Raw genomic sequence first — 16435 nt, 5'->3', positions numbered from 1 at the left:
AAACCCATGGCTATTATTGACACCTAAAATTGATTTAAAAAATATATCTAAAAGAGGAACATCGAGTGATTTTTAAAAAATTAGCTTATTTGAATCTGTTCAGTCTGTTGTTTGCTTCAACGACCTTTGCAGCCACATTAACACAGCAGCCCTATGGTACGACAAAAGATGGACAAGCTGTCCAATTATATACCATGCAGAATGATCGAGGTACATCGGTATCGTTTATCAGCTTTGGTGGCGTCATTACTCACATCATGACACCCGATGCTCAAGGCAAAAAAGACAATATTGTATTAGGGTTTGATAACTTACATGGTTATGAAGTGGTTGATACTGAACAAGGCATTCACTTTGGTTCGTTAATTGGACGTTATGCCAACCGTATTGGGCATGGTTCGTTTACCTTAGATGGCAAAACGTATCATTTAGAAAAGAATAATGGTCCCAATACTCTACATAGTGCAGGCTTGGGCTACGATAAACGCGTCTGGCAGGTGCAACCGCTTATTTCTAAAGGCAAAGAAGTTAAAGCTTCGTTAAAACTGACCAGTCCAGATGGAGATCAGGGATTTCCGGGGAAACTTAATGTAGAAGTTATTTATAGTTTGTCGGATGACAACGCCTTTACAATTGAATATAAAGCGAAAACAGATAAACCGACCGTGATTAACTTAACCAATCACAGTTATTTTAATCTGTCGGGCGCGCAAAATAGCCCTTATGGTGTGATGAATCATATCGTACAACTCAATGCCGATCGCATTTTGCAAACCGACAAAAACTCTTTACCCACTGGCGAGATTAAAAGTGTAGCAGGCACTCCTTTCGATTTCAGACAGCCCAAAGCCATTGTGAAAGATATTCGACAAAATAACCAGCAATTGGCGTTTGGTTATGGCTATGATCAAACATGGATCATCAATTCAGGTCAAGATAAGTTACAACGTGCAGCATTTGTCTTCGACCCTCAATCTAAACGGACTTTAGAAATTTTAACGACCGAACCCAGTATTCAGATGTACACTGCCAATCACTTGCTAGGTCAAATTGCAGGCGCGAACGGCGTCCTGTACCGACAAGGAGATGCTGTTGCACTCGAAACACAGCATTATCCGGATAGTCCGAATCAAGCACATTTTCCTTCGACGCGTCTAGATCCGCATCAAAGCTTTCAAAGCAAAACCGTCTTTAAATTTGGTGTGCAAAATTAAGCTTTTATCGTGGCACCCTTTATTGTTCAAAACAATAAAGGGTGCTCAGCGAATCAAGTCTTATCTGGTTTTAGGCAAGAAAAATGCTACTAGCCCCAATAGCGGCATAAATGAGCACAGTTTAAATACCCATTCAATCCCGTTTATATCGGCTAAATATCCTAGCCCTGCGGCTGCAATTCCGCTCACACCAAACATCAAACCAAACATTAAACCTGAAATCATGCCCACACGCCCCGGAACTGCCTCTTGTGCATAGACCACCATGGCGGCAAAAGCAGATGAGAGTATGAGCCCTGCAAGAATTGAAAGTACAGTAGTCCAAAATAAATCGACATAAGGCATGATCAATGCAAAAGGTGCCATCCCCACAAAAGACACCCAAATGACAGCATTACGGCCAATTTTGTCTCCAATCGGTCCACCAGCAAAGGTTCCCACTGCTACAGCAGCCAGAAAAGCAAACAAATGGAGCTGCGCAGTTTGTAAACTGATTTGAAATTTATGAATAAGATAAAAAGTAAAATAATTACTAATACTGGCAATATACGTAAACTTGGCAAACATCAGTATGCACACCGTACCAATCGCCATAAAAAGCTGACGCCCATGTAATTTGTGAAGAGTGCTATTGGTTTTGGTCGCCACTTTAGATTTGGCATGCTCGATAGACCAGCGGCTCACCCGAGATAAAATACAAATCGACAAAATACTTAAAGCCACTAACCATGCCAGTGCATGCTGACCAAAAGGCACAATAATTAAAGCTGCCAAAACTGGCCCGATTGCCGTTCCTGAATTTCCGCCCACCTGAAAAGTCGATTGTGCTGTACCAAATCGGCCACCCGATGCAAGACGAGCCACACGCGATGCTTCAGGATGAAAAGTTGCAGAGCCCACGCCAATCAATGCAGCAGCAAGTAGTAACACCATAAAATTCGGTGAAAATGCCAACAATAATACACCACTTAAGGTCACGCCAGCCCCGATCGGGAGTAAGTAGGGTTTAGGATGTTTATCGGTGTACAGTCCAACCCAAGGTTGCAGCAACGAACCCGTAATTTGATAAACAAACGAAATCAGCCCAACTTGTGCAAAACTCAGGGCAAAATTGGCCTTGAGCATTGGATAGATTGCAGGTAAAACAGCTTGAATCAAGTCGTTGAGCAAATGGGCAATCGCCACGGCACCCACAATGTGAATGATCATTTTTTGTGGTTGTATCGGTGCGGTATTTAAATTGGGTGTGTCTTTCAACTGTACAGAAGACGTCATCCTTAAAAACTCCAAAAACAGAAGCAGAACAACTATTGTAATTTGTCATTTAGACGTTTATCTTCCAATAATTGTTGTCTAAGTGACATCTTAAACATTAAGTATGAAATCTAATAAACTGGTGATTGGCTTATATGCCGAGCGCTCTTATAAAGAAGTGTCGTATCCGCACATGCACTTACGTGCGCAGCTCCTGTATGCTTCACACGGCACCATTCAGGTATTGTGTAACGATCAGGTGTGGATCGTACCGCCCAAATGCGCTGTCTGGATTCCAGCACGTGTAGAACACAGTATGATTTGTTTGAGTCAGGTTAAACTCAATACCGCTCTCATTGATGCACAAGCTGCGGCAGTAATGGGGAATTCATGTTTTTTAATCCGAGTCAGCGATTTGCTCCACGAATTATTGATTCGGTTAAATCTGTTGGAAGCTGAATCTGTAGCCAACCAAACTCATGCAGAAGCTTTATTAAATGCACTGGAAATTTTGATATTTGATGAGATTCAAACTGCAAACTCGCTCCCTATTCAAATTCCATGGCCCAAAGACAAACGTTTAAGCCGTATATGTGAGCTGATGATGCAATCTCCCCAGCATACGAAAGATTTAAACACTTGGGCAGACGAAATGGGAACCAGCTCGCGCACACTTATGCGTCTATTTAAAAAACAAACAGGGTTATCATATCGTGGCTGGATACAGCAAATGCATATTGCACTGGCATTGAGTAAAATCGCAGATGGTCAATCTATGTCAAGTATTGCCGAAGCGCTGGGTTATAGTAGCCCGAGTGCATTTAGTGCCATGTTTAAACGCCATTTGGGTATTACCCCACAACAATTCAAAAGTTATGAAATGATGGAAGATCAGAATTTAATCACTGCTCGTAACACAATCGACAAATAAAATTCCATCCAGATGATCAATCTCATGCTGAACGATGCGCGCAATAAAACCTGTATACGTCGCCTCTATAAGCTGGCCTTGTAAAGTAAAATAACGAAGTTGAATCTGCTCTGCACGGGCAACTTGTGCACGTTGATCGGGTACGCTTAAGCAGCCCTCTTCACCCAAACAAAGGTGTTCAGATTGTGCATAAATCTCAGGGTTGATCATGACCACGGGCTGCATTTCGGGTGCATCGGGATAGCGCGGATTTGGGCGAGAAGCCACAATAATGACGCGCTTCGACACATAAACCTGAGGTGCAGCAATGCCGACGCCGTTTCTGGCCAGCATAGTCGCTTGCAGTGCTTCTGCCAAATGCAGTAGCCATGAAGAATTAAACTCAGACTCTGCAACTGCTGCTGCTTTGAGTTTAAGTATCGCTTCTCCCCGCTGCGCTACTGGCAAAATTGGCTGCATTAAGACATCGCCTCGGGTTCACAAAAAAGATCTTCAGAGAACCCTTTCGATTGCAGCACCAGATCAATAACATCGAGCACGCCTTCTTCTTCATTGCTTCGAGCATGAAATTTGGCTACTTTTTTTAGCGCAGGAATTGCATTTTGCATGGCAAAGCCGTACCCCGCTTTTTGAACCATCTCGATGTCGTTGTTGTTATCGCCAATGGTCAGCATGGCATCATCAGCAATGCCCCATTTTTTTTGCAAAAATGATAGACCAAATGCTTTGTGCTTGTTTGGGATAATCAAGTCAATAAATCCAAAACCGCTTGAGACTGCTTTGGTCAGCTGATTTTGCACATAATCTTGCTGGTTTAAATACTGCTCCATGCTCTTAAAATCGTGCTCAACAGTGGTCAGCGTGACTTTACCAATTGGCTCCTTAACATCGAGGAGACTATCGACCTGCTGAATACTTTTGAAGTAGATATTTAATTTATCCAGTATTTTTTGCGATACATCCGAGCGAACATACGCGCAAGATTTAGCACATAAAATCACGCTACTGCCGTACTCAGATTCTAAATCACGCACCATGCGCTCTAAAGTGTCAGGTGCGTATGCACTATAATGAATTTCTTGATTTTGATCGGTCACATACACGCCATTTTCTGCAACAAAAGCGATTTCATGTGCGATTTCGGGAAAGTAAGCTTGAAGGGTATAGAGCGGGTTGCCACTGGCAGCAACGAACTTGATTCCGCGTTGTTTGAGCTGCGCGTATTGCTTTAAAAAGCGCGCTTTGTTGTATTTCTTCTCTGAATTTAAAAACGTTCCATCCATATCGACTGCGATAAGTTTGACTGGCATTTATACCTCATGGTTGAGTGTGATGTTTATTTGTTGTTTCGCTATTATCTTAACAGTACATCACAGTTTTATGAAATCAATCACAAATTTATTTGGTATAAATTTGTTTGCAGATTATTTAACCAATTGAAGTAGTTTCTCGAGTGAAATTTAGCAACTCCGCGTATTCACAAGCTTTTTGCTATTTTTTGTACCCACAGAAGTTATATTTTTATTACATTAAATATGAATAAAAAAGCTCTGCCAATTATCTTCTAGATCAAATCTTTTTTTAGATAATCTACATGATAGCGATCGTGATCAATAGTGATACTGATCTTTTTCTGCTTGTATTCAATGACAGCATAAAAACACTCAGCGCCATCATCTAAGCCTGTCGCTGAAAAAGCAGTCCCCTGCGGGAAATCGTTGAGCCACACAGCCTTATAAAAATCTGCAACCGAATCAAAATCCAAATAGTACCCAGGATTTTTGATGATTTTTTCGGCCATGCGTTCAAATTGCTGTATCTTGTATGCTTCTAAATCCAAAATTGTCATGCAGATCTGGCCACATCTTGTTTACTTTTTACGCGCTCCCATTGCCACCAACCAAAAGCAGCGAGTCCCACAAAAGCAGCATAAAGCACCGCAGTAAGAAACAGCGCTTTATAAATAAACATCCCCACATAAACAATATCAACCACCACCCACAATATCCAGGTGGCAATATGTTTACGGCTGGTCCAGTAGGTGGCCAGCAAACTAAATGCAGCCAACTGAGCGTCTAACATCGGCACTGCCGCATCGGTAAAATGTTTTAATATTAGACCAAAACTTAAGCCAGCTACTGCTGCTATTAACATTTGAAATAATGCTGTTTGCGGCGCAAGTGGTTCGATGCGAATATCGTGATCGGTCTGCTTCCCTTTAAGCCAGTAGTAAAAGCCATAAAAATTGACCACCACAAAAAATGCTTGAAGAATCGTTTCACCATATAGTTTATAGGTATAAAACAAATAGCCATAAAGCAAAAATGCAATAAAGTTGAACCACCAGCACCACATGTTACGTAAAACAGTCAGTGTCACGCCAATCACACTGATCAAGACAGCAACAATTTCAAGAGTAGACATTATCGTCACCCACACCCATAAAGAAAAAAACAGCCACCAACTTACACATTCGAATGGCTTGTCGTTAAGCGCCTGCCCAATATTGCGCTAGTTTATTACTAATAAAAATTGCAAAACGATCTACCACGCGACTGTATATATCAGAGCAAATCAGTATCGCAACTAAAAAAACCAAAGACGCCACCATGAATGCGCTGTCGTAATTAAAACCATGTTGTACACAGTAATTAAAGACAGGTAAACAAACGATATAGAGTAACATCAGATGTAATAAATATACCGAAAATGATAATTTGCCTAAATAAACAAAGACTGGTCGATCCAGCATACGAGACAATAGCGGACTCATTAAAATGCTGTACACAATCAGACTTCCCGAAAGAAAATTACAGTAATCGTAGGTTTTATCGCCTAAAAATTGATAAATTCCCTGATAAGCCAAGCTGGAGTTATGCGCCCCGGCAAGGTACAACCCTAAAGCCAGAAGTAGCCCTGCCCATGCATTTGAAGCAATACGGCGCCCATAGAAAAAAATAAGCGACCCTAAAAGAAAGCTGATTAGTCCCAAATACAAATCCATATTTTTAAACAGTGCAAAGCTCAGGGGAAACATCAGTACAAGGGTCAAAAACAACCCTAAGCTATATTGTTTAAGGTACAACAAGGCAAACAAAACCACAGACCCAATCAACTCAACTTGCATGGTCCAAAGTACCCAATTGACACTTGATTCAGCAAATAAAAACGAACCGATCGTGCCTTCGTATATAGCCTGCCCAAAACTTGAGTTTTGCTGAGCCAGTACTTGTAGCCAGTACTGTACTTGCGAGCTATCAATATCACTAAAATACAGCGCAGCCCAGAGTAAAATACATGAAATGAGTGCCGGAATGGCCAGCCGTGGATAACGCTTGATGAGCATTGATTTAATTTTTTGCTTCGGTGCGCGGCTATTGCCAATCACATAAGATAAGATAAACCCGCTCAGCACGAAAAAAACATAAACCGCCGCAGTTCCCGAATACCAAAACGTAAACGGTGAATGATGAATCCAATATACCAGCACATTTGTGGCCTGATCATGGTCGTCAAAATGATGTAAATACGGATAAAAACTCAAGCTTAAGTGCGAAAATACCACGGCCAGACAGGCTAAACCGCGAATACTTTCCACAGCATTTAATTTGCTTGAGTGTTGCATAAGGTGGGTCTCTTTTCCGATCCGTCTGTCAGCACAATGCCGCATTGATGAACGTTAGCGATACTGTTGCACACATGCAGGATGATTTTGATATGTCAAGAACATGAATGCCAGCTCACGGGGGTAAACTGGCATAATGATATGAATAATTCTACTGAACAGCTCGGCTCAGATCACTCGATATGTGTGATCCGTCCAGTTTCATCATGATGAATCACCGCTACTTTTTGAGCTCTACCTTGCTGAATTTCATGCTGGGTCAACTCAAAATAACGCGCATAATCGTCAATTTCTTTCTGTTTGGTCTTTTTTACACTTTTTGCTGGAATAAAATTACTCCACAGTAACAGCGCTATACAGCATACAATCAATGATGTAATGCCGTGCTCAACCCCAACACTCATTGCACTAAAGACACGATGCACCAAATGAGTTTTTTGTAACTCGACCAACAACCAAACCAACAAAAACGGACGCCACAACAATAACCAACCTGCCCACATCATGGCAGTCGTAGTCGTTGAAACATAACGTTTATGCCAAGGCAGTTGGCGACGCAAATCGATAATCAAATTATTTGATTTCATGAACATCTACTCAGCAATATGCTTAATCTTGTATACGAATACCACGGTCAGGGCTAACCCATCGCGCACGTTTTTCACTTCCACGACGCAGGACTTTTGGAAAGGCCACAATTGTAGCGGTAATGGTAATCAACCAAAATACAAACGGGTACCAAATCATCCAGTAATAATTTCTGCCTAAGTTTGGCTCATAGCGGCTGTCCATCCATTTGCTCAGCGCAAATTGAATCAGACAGGTTGCCCCAAGCAAAATTCCACTTCCATACGGCAAGAATGGAGAGCTGATTCCTGATAGCTGACCTAGCGGGAATACAAAATGCACCACCCACAAGATCGCCAACAGTAACATCAAGTATGACCAGACCAATGTCAGGCAAAGCTCAAACATCAGCGGCCATAAAAAATTGAGTTTAGGTTTAAAGAATACATCCAGATTTTTAAGCAAAACCTGTGCACCGCCCATGGCCCAGCGTAAACGCTGCTTCCAAAGCCCGGTAAAGGTTTCTGGCATTAAAATCCATACCAGTGCATTCGGTTCAAAACGTATGTCCCAACCTGCACGCTGCAATTTCCAAGTGATATCGATGTCTTCGGTCAGCATGTTGGGTGACCAGTAATTCACTTCATGTACCGCAGATTTACGAAATGCCGTGATCACGCCAGATACTGTAAATAAGCGCCCGAAGCTACGCTGCGCACGTTTGATCATGCCCACAATCGAAGAAAACTCTCCCACCTGAATACGGCCAAGCAAGGTCGAGCGCGTACGAATACGTGGATTTCCCGTGACTGCGGCTACGGTTGGGTCTTGCTGGAAATGACGCACCATCCAGCTTGCCGCATGTGAGTCCAGTAAGGCATCACCGTCGATTCCAATTAGAATTTCGGCTTCCGTCAGCAAGCTACCCGCTTGTAGCGCCATGGCCTTGCCTTGGTTTTGCGCCAAATGAACCACACGCAGTTTTTCATGTTGTTCAGCCAGACGATTCAGTACCTCAGCAGTATTGTCCGAGCTACCATCATTAATGGCAATTACCTCAAAATTTGGATAATCTAGTCCAAGTGCATGGGTAATGGTTTCCTCAGCATTATCGCCCTCGTTAAAACAAGGCACAAGCACAGCCACCATTGGATACGATTCCAATGCTTTTGGCTGTTGATATGGAGGATCTTTGCGCTCTTTCCAATAAAATATGAGCGCACCCATCATCCATAAATAGGACATAAACAGCGGATAATAGAATACAAAATTCAGCGCTGTCTGCCACAAATGATGTAAAGTCGTTGACATGGTCAATTCCTGTTACGGGACTAACTTGGACGGTTTAGTCGCAAATACGTCGTGCATGGTTTTGGTGTCAGGATGATCTTTAAACGGATCATCTGGGTAATACCCCACGTGCATGGCACCCTGCTGGTAAAGCGAGCGAATGGTATCTGCCATTTCCTGTGAAGGAACAGGCTTGTTGGTTCGCCAGTTGGTTGCTTGTAATTCAAACACCGTTTTCTTGATACCATTTGGGTACTGTTTGACACGTTTTACAATGTCTTGATAAAACTTGGTCGGATCTTCAGCCTGCTCCATATAAGGCATGGCCATAATCGCAGTAAAATCGTAACGCTTGAGTGACTGCTCCAACGACTGTGAATACCAGTTTTCGGCATAAGGAGACAGAGCAACTTGCGCATACAAGTTACGGGCAGTCATCAAGAAAGGTTGATAGTAACGAACGTCTGAAACCAGTTTCATCGCAAAATTATCGATGGTTTTGATTTTAAAATCAGTCCATTTCGATAATAGCGCATCGTTGTTGCGGATCTTTTCAAGATCAGTCGGCAAACCCGCTTTGGCATAGGCCTTTAACGCGTCTGGACTGGCATCTTCGTAATCCGATAGCGTTGTATCGTCGTGGAACAGTATACCATCAAACGTAGATGACTTGGCTAAATCTGTGTAAATGCCTTCAATCACTTTACGCGCTTCAGGCGAATACGGACTTAAACGGATATAACCCATGTTTAAATGATCGGAGCTTTTTGGCTGCTGAGTAACCACCAGCTTTTTGGAAACCGGATTCGATTTTGGCAATTCCCACGCCATTAATGGCATCCACGCATAGACACGATTCACACTGGTACGTGTCGAAATTTGCCAAGCGACGCGGTTGAACAAATCAGCTCGCATTGGAAGATAGCGGTTTGGAAAGTACACCATGTCGGCAGAGCCATTGGCATCTGGGTCTGAAAAGGCCTGTAAGTAAACCGTATTAACTCCCATTTCTCGAATTCGATCGAGCAAATGACCTAAGTTACGCTCAACTTGTTCTGGATTTTTATCATAAATATAGTCCAGATCGACATGCATGATTTTTTGCGGACGATTATTATCGGTCAAATTCATTTGACGGTTAATAATGTCTTGTGCCAGATCGTCTGTACTTTCGCCTTTCATCACTAAAATTCGGTTTAAATGCCCGAGCGATTTGGTCACATGATCTGGACCATCATCTAGAGTAATGGTAATTGGCATGCCCAGTTTTTTGGCAATACGCACCGTTTCCAGATTATAGCGTCCATACGGCCAGACCATTACACGTGGCGCACGAATACCATTCTCTTTAAACGTTTCAATATTTTTCTTTAAATCATTGGTGATACGTTTTTCATAAGCACTGTCTGATTCATACGTTTTGGTTTTAGGATCGTAAATACGAGTAGTTGCCGCAGGTTCTGAGTTGCCTTGTGGGTTACCCATCACCCCATGGTGCAAGTCAAAGCTATGGCTGCCAATTTCGACAATGCCACTGTCTTGCATTTCCTTGATTTCAGCCCAAGTTAATAACTTGTTTCGCGCAAGCTTGTCGTCACCAAACTGTACCATTTGATTTGGCTTGACGTTCAGCCATTTACCTACAACGGCAAGTACGGCTGGAATTTTACGTGCCTTTAAAATCGGGTACGCATAGTCATAAAATGATTGATAGCCATCATCGATGGTCAGTAAAACCGGTTTTGGCGGTAATTTTAATTTGCCTTCATTGGCTTTAATTAATTGATCAACACTAATAAAGTGATAACCATTTTTGATCAGCCAATCCAAGTGCATTTCAAAGCGCTGTGGTGTTACGGCGTAATCTGGAATAATCGCTTCTTTAGAGGTAATTTCATGATAACCAATGATGGTCAGCGTAGACACATCAATTTTAGGTGCTTCTTCAGCTTCTTCACCAGTATGCGGATTGGTCACAAGCGGAATCTCCTTCACCACAGGATTTTCAGTGTTTGAAGCTAGATTCTCAGCATGTGCAATTGCGACTGTCGTACTTAAGACAATGGATACACTGAATGCGAGTTGTTTCAGAAGAAAGCGAGTAAGCATATATACCATCTTTTCAAAAAAATATTTTCTGAATACCTTTTACAATCAATTTAAAGCATTTAAAAATACTTTTATTTGATGATTAACTAAAGCGATCAGACGATTAGATAGTTTACGTTATACCGCAACAAACTGAAAAAATTCTTAAAAATTTTGGAAGTTAATTAAATATTTATGATGAACATATTCGACTAATTCACTATGGTTATTTAAATTTAGCCGCTTGACATTTTAATAAAAGATTAATTTTAAATTAATAAAACAGAAACATAGTAAATTTATAATAACAAAATATCATATTATAAGAATTTTACATATTATTATAATCGAATATTAAAATCATATTCATTCAATAAACAAATAAAAAGCCCGAAACGGGCTTTTTTTCTTCTCTAGTCTCGTGTTTTGACATCAAATAGTTCAATTTCAAAAATCAAATTGGAGTTAGCAGGAATGATGTTACCCATTTTGCGCTCACCATAGGCTAAATGTGCAGGCACGTTCAGCTTGCGCTTACCGCCAACTTTCATGCCGATAATCCCTTGATCCCATCCCTTGATCACACGACCAGTACCAATGACACATTCGAAGTAATTACCACGATCAATCGATGAATCAAATTTGGTACCATCTTCAAGCCAACCCGTGTAATGGGTCGTAATCAAAGCACCTTTCACAGCCTCTTTGCCTTCGCCCACTTTTAAATCAATAATTTCTAATTCGTTCATTTCGATACCTATTTATACTTTAAACCATCTTTCAGACAGCAGCCTTGGTGCATTATTGCAATTTTGTCCACGAAATCTCAACCTGTTCATGGTCGTTCAGTAAAGTCCATTCACCATCCATGACATTGAGTTGCAGTTGCATGGTGCGTTCACATAAGTTTTGAATTTGGGCCGTTGTTTCGGGTGCCAATTGCCAAACCTCGACATTACTCAATGTTTTCACTTTACTGTTACGTTTCCACCACTCGTCGACCTGCTGACCATAAGTCACGACCGCAACCCGCTTACAACGCGCACTGGCTTTTTTTAACTTATCTTCAGAGGGCTGCCCCAATTCGATCCACTGTTCAAGTTGCCCAGTCAAATCTTTTTGCCATAGCGCCGGTTCGTCGGTTTCAAATAGATCTTTGGTAAATTGCAACTGTTCATCTGCAAAACGAGCAAAAGCTAAAATACGCACCATCAAACGCTCAATCGTCTCAGACGGATGCATAGCCAAGGTGAGTTGATAGTCTGCATAATGGTGGCTATCCATATCTGCAATATTTAAATCTGCTTTATAAATAGTAGCTTTAAGCGCCATAAAAAACCGTCCTCCAGAATGGCGCCTAGCATACTCGATTTTTGATGACTGACCTATATATAGGCTGATATTTCTATCCTGCCCTTACGCTGCTCAACTCCAGAAAGGATCAGCACCCAAAAAAATTTCAGGCAAATATCAAAGTTGGCGAGTTTCTTGCACTGGTCTGACCAGTCTTATTGGATTGATGAACAGAAAATGTGGCAAAAACTGAAGTCTAACTTGTTCCTGCAAGTCATCATCGCGCTGGTGTTAGGTATTTTAATTGGTGTCAGCTTTCATGATTTTTCTTTAAATTTAAAGCCCTTAGGTGATGGCTTTATTTCACTGATTAAAATGTTAATTGCACCCATTGTTTTTTGTGTGGTGGTGCTTGGCATTTATGGTGCAAATGACATTAAAAAAATGGGTAAAGTTGGTGCAAAAACGATCCTGTATTTTGAAATTGTCACCACAATTGCACTCATTTTAGGCATTGCGATTGCTTATATCTTTAAACCTGGCGCAGGAATGAATATTGATCTGTCCAAACTCGACGGCAAAGATTTAACGGTTTATACCGAACGTGCCCATGAAATGAGTTCAGGTTCAGACTTCATTTTGCACATCATTCCTAAAACCCTTTTTGGTGCTTTTGCAAACGGCGATATTTTACAGGTCCTCCTGATTGCAATCTTATTTGGCGTCGGGATGTTACTGGTTCCGCGCCATCTGGCAGAAATTGTTCGGCAGGCACTGGAAGCATTTTCAGAAATTTTCTTTAAAATGATGGGACTGATTATCCGATTGGCGCCACTTGGGGTATTGGGTTCTGTGGCCTACACCACGGCCAAGTTTGGTATCGACTCTTTGGTTCAACTGGGCTACTTGGTGCTTTTATTCTATGCCACATGTATTGCATTTGTGGTGATTATTCTCGGTGGAATTTTAAAATTCACTGGCCTTAATATTTTCAAATTTTTGAACTATTTTAAAGCAGAACTTTCGATTGTACTCGGTACAGCCTCCTCAGATTCGGTACTTCCGCAAATCATGAAAAAGCTGAAACAATTAGGGATTAAAGACTCTACGGTCGGTTTAGTTATTCCAACCGGATATTCATTTAATCTGGATGGTTTCTCTATTTATCTGACCTTAGGTGTTATTTTTATTGCGCAGGCCTGTAATATTGATCTGTCTATGCATGATCTGATTATGATTTTGCTGGTGTCACTGGTTACGTCAAAAGGTGCACATGGCATTCCTGGATCAGCATTGGTGATTTTAGCCGCCACCTTATCCGTTATTCCAAGTTTACCTGCCATTGGTCTGGTGCTGTTGTTATCGGTTGACTGGTTTATTGGGATTGTTCGTGCATGCACCAACCTGATTGGTAACTGTGTTGCAACTGTTGTTATTGCACATTGGGAAAAAGACATCGATCATGCTCAAGCCAAGGCCATGCTTGAGCAAAAGCACTAACAAGAAGTTTTCTAACTGAACACATGATCAGAAATAGCACAGATCTGCGTTATTCCTGATCATCTTCATTACAGCGGCAAGCCAGCAAGGCTTGTTCAAAGGCGAGCCAGTCTTGTGACAATGGAGTAATGATCTCAATACGATTGTCTGTATTGGCCTGCCCTGTTTTGTAATTGAGCTGTGCTGGATTGAAATTAAAGGTGATCCAGCCTTGGTTGGTATGAAAAATCGCTTTGATTCTTAACCAGCCCTCTAGGCTACTCAGCAAATCAAATAAATCATCAAAATCAAATTGCCAATGACGTGAAAACTTCCAGCCAGCCACGCTATATTCTCCATTACTTTCAACATAATGATACGGCAATTGTTTAATCTCTTGTGGTGCCTGCTTGATCTCGATATTACGCTGCTGTTGTACCAGAAGTGGTTGCATGCGTTTTACCGTAGCCAGTGAGGGCCGATCAATTGCAGCCAAAGCCAGTATTCCATTGGATACCTCAAACCATGTTTGGGCATAAGGTGCGTACTCTTGCTGAAGCTGCTCTAATGCTTGCTCATCGGCATGGGTCATCTGATCATGATGTGACACCACCACCAATTGTGCAGCTTTGAGTTGATCTTGATATAAATGTTGCTCGACCCAAGCTTGGTCGTGTAATCGACTGCCATCAACTACTGTGATCAATGCACGCATTTGAATACTGCTGTGCCAATGCGGTTCTGAAAGCTGTTCAAGTAACTGAGCAGGATGTCCAAGTCCTGTCGGTTCAATAAACAATCGATCAGGTTTGGTTTCGCTGAGCAACCGGGCAAGTGCGATGTGTAAGGGCAGCTGACTACTACAACACATGCAACCACCGAGCAATTTTTTCACTTCATAGCCAGATTCATTGGGAAGTATTTGCTGATCGATACCAATCTGCCCAAATTCATTCATCAATACCGCCCACACTTCATGCTTGGGTTTTTGTAGCAAAAGCTGCTGAAGCAAGGTCGTTTTTCCAGCACCGAGAAAACCAGAAATAATATGTGTCGGAACCGCTTGAGGAATGACCAGTTTCACGTCGAATACGCACTCACTAAAAGTTATAGTCTAACGTATTTCATATATTGCTGCTGTCTTCGAAAGAATAGAAATGATCATAATTTGAATCAGTATAAAGTTGCTATAGCCTTACCAAATGGCAAGATCTATGCGACTTTCATCACTTATTTAAATGGATAAAAAGATTGAGATAATTATATTTAATGGGAAAAACAATTTTGACTGTAGGCTCAGCCCACAGTGACATGTTTTGCTTTGGTAAATATACAGATTAAAAAATAACCAAAAAGAAATATCTTCAAACAGTTTTTGGCGATTTTTTTCTATTTTTTTTACATGAAACATACACAGGATTTATATGTGTGAACGCTTTGTAATCCAGTCTGTTTCACTTTGTTGGATTGATTGTCATATCCAGATTTGGCTTTTAGCATGATCAACAAGTCGACAGCCAAACTTAAACTATAGGCTGCGATGGTCATAGTGTATTTTAAATTACCAAAGGATGCCTCCTATGAAACTTGTAAAAACTTTACTTGCAACAACATTTGCTCTGACTGCTGCAACCACTACTTTTGCTGCCTCAGCTCACGATAAACATCAAACTAAAGCAGATGAAAAAGTTGTAGTGTCAACTCAAGAATTACCTGATGCAACCTCTTCGAAAACCTCGGCTGCAACACAACAACCAGCTGCGGCACAACCTAGCACTGAAAATGCGGCTGAATCAGGTAATGCACCAATCCAACCGGCTCAGCCTGCTCAATAATCATCAGCTAAACAATCAAGCCGCTCATTCAATTGAGTTGATTAGCATATCTTGATTGCAACAAAAAAGAGCTAACCTCTTGCTGCGGTTTAGCTCTTTTTTTATGTGATCTAACAACCAGACCACTACTCAGCCATAGCGCTTTATGCCTGCTGACTCGTTTTAAATAGACTGCAAGACGGGCCAGAATTGTCTTGTAAACGGCGTTGTTTACGCTGCTCTGCTGCCTCAAAACGACAGCGTTTCCACTCGGTATCAAGCTTTAAGGCTGGCACGGCTTTCGGTTTACCATTTTCATCGACTGCCACCATGGTGAAATAGCAGCTATTGGTATGGCGTACTGTACGCTTTTGAATATGTTGTGCTTCTACACGAATCCCGATTTCCATCGAGGTTTTACCCACATGGTTCACACTGGCCAGAAAAGTCACCAGCTCACCCACATAAATTGGCTCTTTAAAGGTGACTTTATCGACCGACAGCGTAACCACATAGCTACCCGAGTAGCGGCTTGCACAGGCGTAAGCCACCTGATCGAGCAATTTTAAGATGGTTCCCCCATGGACATTTCCTGAAAAGTTGGCCATATCTGGGGTCATTAAGACCGACATAGTCAATTCAGATTGTTCTTCAGAAGTTTGTGTAATTTGATCTAATGGAGACATAGTGTTCTTTCGCTCTACACGGGAAAACGTTATGGCGTTCATTATGAAACAATTTACTCTAGATAACCATGTCCGTTTCGGCAAAAGCTTATCTGTGTATGAATTTCAGATATGTACTCCTCACTTCTATATACAGCGCTTGTATAAAACAGACCATGGCGTCAATCTGAAATACATCCTGATCAATAAAAAAC

17 protein-coding genes are annotated in these 16435 nt (G+C 41.6%); 4 read left to right on the top strand and 13 right to left on the bottom strand.

The window, feature by feature from the left end; genetic code table 11:
• Positions 1–65: 65 nt before the first annotated feature.
• Positions 66–1214, top strand: coding sequence for an aldose epimerase family protein (locus tag KCV09_RS01210; protein ID WP_407651947.1), 1149 nt, complete (start codon positions 66–68; stop codon positions 1212–1214).
• 60 nt (positions 1215–1274) lie between these two features.
• On the opposite strand, the gene KCV09_RS01205 is transcribed toward KCV09_RS01210, so the two are convergent.
• Positions 1275–2489 (bottom strand): MFS transporter, encoded by a 1215-nt coding sequence (locus KCV09_RS01205; protein ID WP_212515415.1) that lies wholly within the window; start codon positions 2487–2489, stop codon positions 1275–1277.
• A 103-nt stretch (positions 2490–2592) separates the two neighbouring features.
• On the opposite strand from KCV09_RS01205, the gene KCV09_RS01200 reads away from it, so the two are divergent.
• Positions 2593–3399, top strand: a complete 807-nt coding sequence (locus KCV09_RS01200; protein WP_212515414.1) for an AraC family transcriptional regulator — start codon at positions 2593–2595, stop codon at positions 3397–3399.
• On the opposite strand, the gene def is transcribed toward KCV09_RS01200, so the two are convergent.
• The 10 genes from def to KCV09_RS01150 form a co-directional block, all read right to left on the bottom strand.
• Positions 3367–3858 (bottom strand): peptide deformylase, encoded by a 492-nt coding sequence (gene def / locus KCV09_RS01195; protein ID WP_212515413.1) that lies wholly within the window; start codon positions 3856–3858, stop codon positions 3367–3369. The two genes, KCV09_RS01200 and def, sit on opposite strands and share 33 nt — an antisense overlap.
• On the bottom strand, positions 3858–4709 hold the full coding sequence (locus tag KCV09_RS01190; protein ID WP_212515412.1) for a Cof-type HAD-IIB family hydrolase: 852 nt from the start codon (positions 4707–4709) through the stop codon (positions 3858–3860). The genes def and KCV09_RS01190 overlap by 1 nt, the downstream gene beginning before the upstream one ends.
• A gap of 254 nt (positions 4710–4963) precedes the next feature.
• Positions 4964–5248, bottom strand: a complete 285-nt coding sequence (locus KCV09_RS01185) for a hypothetical protein (protein WP_151753787.1) — start codon at positions 5246–5248, stop codon at positions 4964–4966.
• Entirely contained in the window at positions 5245–5823 is a 579-nt protein-coding gene (gene pnuC, locus KCV09_RS01180) for a nicotinamide riboside transporter PnuC (RefSeq protein WP_151753788.1), read from the bottom strand. The genes KCV09_RS01185 and pnuC overlap by 4 nt, the downstream gene beginning before the upstream one ends.
• 64 nt (positions 5824–5887) lie before the next feature.
• Positions 5888–7024: an acyltransferase family protein gene (locus KCV09_RS01175; protein WP_212515411.1), complete on the bottom strand. Its 1137-nt coding sequence runs from the start codon at positions 7022–7024 to the stop codon at positions 5888–5890.
• Between the two features lie 173 nt (positions 7025–7197).
• Positions 7198–7611 (bottom strand): poly-beta-1,6-N-acetyl-D-glucosamine biosynthesis protein PgaD, encoded by a 414-nt coding sequence (gene pgaD / locus KCV09_RS01170; RefSeq protein ID WP_004935979.1) that lies wholly within the window; start codon positions 7609–7611, stop codon positions 7198–7200.
• A gap of 22 nt (positions 7612–7633) precedes the next feature.
• Positions 7634–8902 carry a poly-beta-1,6-N-acetyl-D-glucosamine synthase gene (gene pgaC, locus KCV09_RS01165; protein WP_004935977.1) on the bottom strand — a complete coding sequence of 423 codons (1269 nt, stop codon included), beginning with the start codon at positions 8900–8902 and terminating at the stop codon, positions 7634–7636.
• Between the two features lie 12 nt (positions 8903–8914).
• The gene (gene pgaB / locus KCV09_RS01160) at positions 8915–10990 is read right to left on the bottom strand and encodes a poly-beta-1,6-N-acetyl-D-glucosamine N-deacetylase PgaB (protein WP_048763599.1); all 2076 of its coding nucleotides are present in this window, start codon (positions 10988–10990) and stop codon (positions 8915–8917) included.
• Between the two features lie 392 nt (positions 10991–11382).
• Positions 11383–11718 carry an FKBP-type peptidyl-prolyl cis-trans isomerase gene (locus tag KCV09_RS01155; RefSeq protein WP_004935971.1) on the bottom strand — a complete coding sequence of 112 codons (336 nt, stop codon included), beginning with the start codon at positions 11716–11718 and terminating at the stop codon, positions 11383–11385.
• 52 nt (positions 11719–11770) lie between these two features.
• Positions 11771–12301 (bottom strand): YaeQ family protein, encoded by a 531-nt coding sequence (locus tag KCV09_RS01150; protein ID WP_004935969.1) that lies wholly within the window; start codon positions 12299–12301, stop codon positions 11771–11773.
• A 198-nt stretch (positions 12302–12499) separates the two neighbouring features.
• Here KCV09_RS01150 and dctA point away from each other — a divergent pair, with 198 nt between their 5' ends.
• Entirely contained in the window at positions 12500–13762 is a 1263-nt protein-coding gene (gene dctA, locus KCV09_RS01145; protein ID WP_039909870.1) for a C4-dicarboxylate transporter DctA, read from the top strand.
• Between the two features lie 49 nt (positions 13763–13811).
• Here the strand turns inward: dctA and KCV09_RS01140 are convergent, their stop codons facing one another.
• Positions 13812–14825, bottom strand: a complete 1014-nt coding sequence (locus KCV09_RS01140; RefSeq protein ID WP_151746738.1) for a CobW family GTP-binding protein — start codon at positions 14823–14825, stop codon at positions 13812–13814.
• 496 nt (positions 14826–15321) lie between these two features.
• Between KCV09_RS01140 and KCV09_RS01135 the strand changes: the two genes are divergently transcribed.
• Positions 15322–15576 carry a hypothetical protein gene (locus tag KCV09_RS01135; RefSeq protein WP_004935962.1) on the top strand — a complete coding sequence of 85 codons (255 nt, stop codon included), beginning with the start codon at positions 15322–15324 and terminating at the stop codon, positions 15574–15576.
• A 143-nt stretch (positions 15577–15719) separates the two neighbouring features.
• On the opposite strand, the gene KCV09_RS01130 is transcribed toward KCV09_RS01135, so the two are convergent.
• Positions 15720–16241, bottom strand: a complete 522-nt coding sequence (locus KCV09_RS01130) for an acyl-CoA thioesterase (RefSeq protein ID WP_004935959.1) — start codon at positions 16239–16241, stop codon at positions 15720–15722.
• Positions 16242–16435: the final 194 nt, after the last annotated feature.

It is taken from the genome of Acinetobacter soli (assembly GCF_018139125.1).
Lineage (GTDB): Bacteria > Pseudomonadota > Gammaproteobacteria > Pseudomonadales > Moraxellaceae > Acinetobacter > Acinetobacter soli.
Note: the sequence above shows the minus strand (reverse complement) of the source record. Positions and strands in the feature narration are given on the sequence as shown.

Coding starts and splice junctions, on each gene's coding strand:
- KCV09_RS01205 (WP_212515415.1), bottom strand. CDS start 2,489: ATGACGTCTTCTGTACAGTTGAAAGACACACCCAATTTAAATACCGCA.
- KCV09_RS01200 (WP_212515414.1), top strand. CDS start 2,593: ATGAAATCTAATAAACTGGTGATTGGCTTATATGCCGAGCGCTCTTAT.
- def (WP_212515413.1), bottom strand. CDS start 3,858: ATGCAGCCAATTTTGCCAGTAGCGCAGCGGGGAGAAGCGATACTTAAA.
- KCV09_RS01190 (WP_212515412.1), bottom strand. CDS start 4,709: ATGCCAGTCAAACTTATCGCAGTCGATATGGATGGAACGTTTTTAAAT.
- KCV09_RS01185 (WP_151753787.1), bottom strand. CDS start 5,248: ATGACAATTTTGGATTTAGAAGCATACAAGATACAGCAATTTGAACGC.
- pnuC (WP_151753788.1), bottom strand. CDS start 5,823: ATGTCTACTCTTGAAATTGTTGCTGTCTTGATCAGTGTGATTGGCGTG.
- KCV09_RS01175 (WP_212515411.1), bottom strand. CDS start 7,024: ATGCAACACTCAAGCAAATTAAATGCTGTGGAAAGTATTCGCGGTTTA.
- pgaD (WP_004935979.1), bottom strand. CDS start 7,611: ATGAAATCAAATAATTTGATTATCGATTTGCGTCGCCAACTGCCTTGG.
- pgaC (WP_004935977.1), bottom strand. CDS start 8,902: ATGTCAACGACTTTACATCATTTGTGGCAGACAGCGCTGAATTTTGTA.
- pgaB (WP_048763599.1), bottom strand. CDS start 10,990: ATGCTTACTCGCTTTCTTCTGAAACAACTCGCATTCAGTGTATCCATT.
- KCV09_RS01155 (WP_004935971.1), bottom strand. CDS start 11,718: ATGAACGAATTAGAAATTATTGATTTAAAAGTGGGCGAAGGCAAAGAG.
- KCV09_RS01150 (WP_004935969.1), bottom strand. CDS start 12,301: ATGGCGCTTAAAGCTACTATTTATAAAGCAGATTTAAATATTGCAGAT.
- dctA (WP_039909870.1), top strand. CDS start 12,500: ATGTGGCAAAAACTGAAGTCTAACTTGTTCCTGCAAGTCATCATCGCG.
- KCV09_RS01135 (WP_004935962.1), top strand. CDS start 15,322: ATGAAACTTGTAAAAACTTTACTTGCAACAACATTTGCTCTGACTGCT.
- KCV09_RS01130 (WP_004935959.1), bottom strand. CDS start 16,241: ATGTCTCCATTAGATCAAATTACACAAACTTCTGAAGAACAATCTGAA.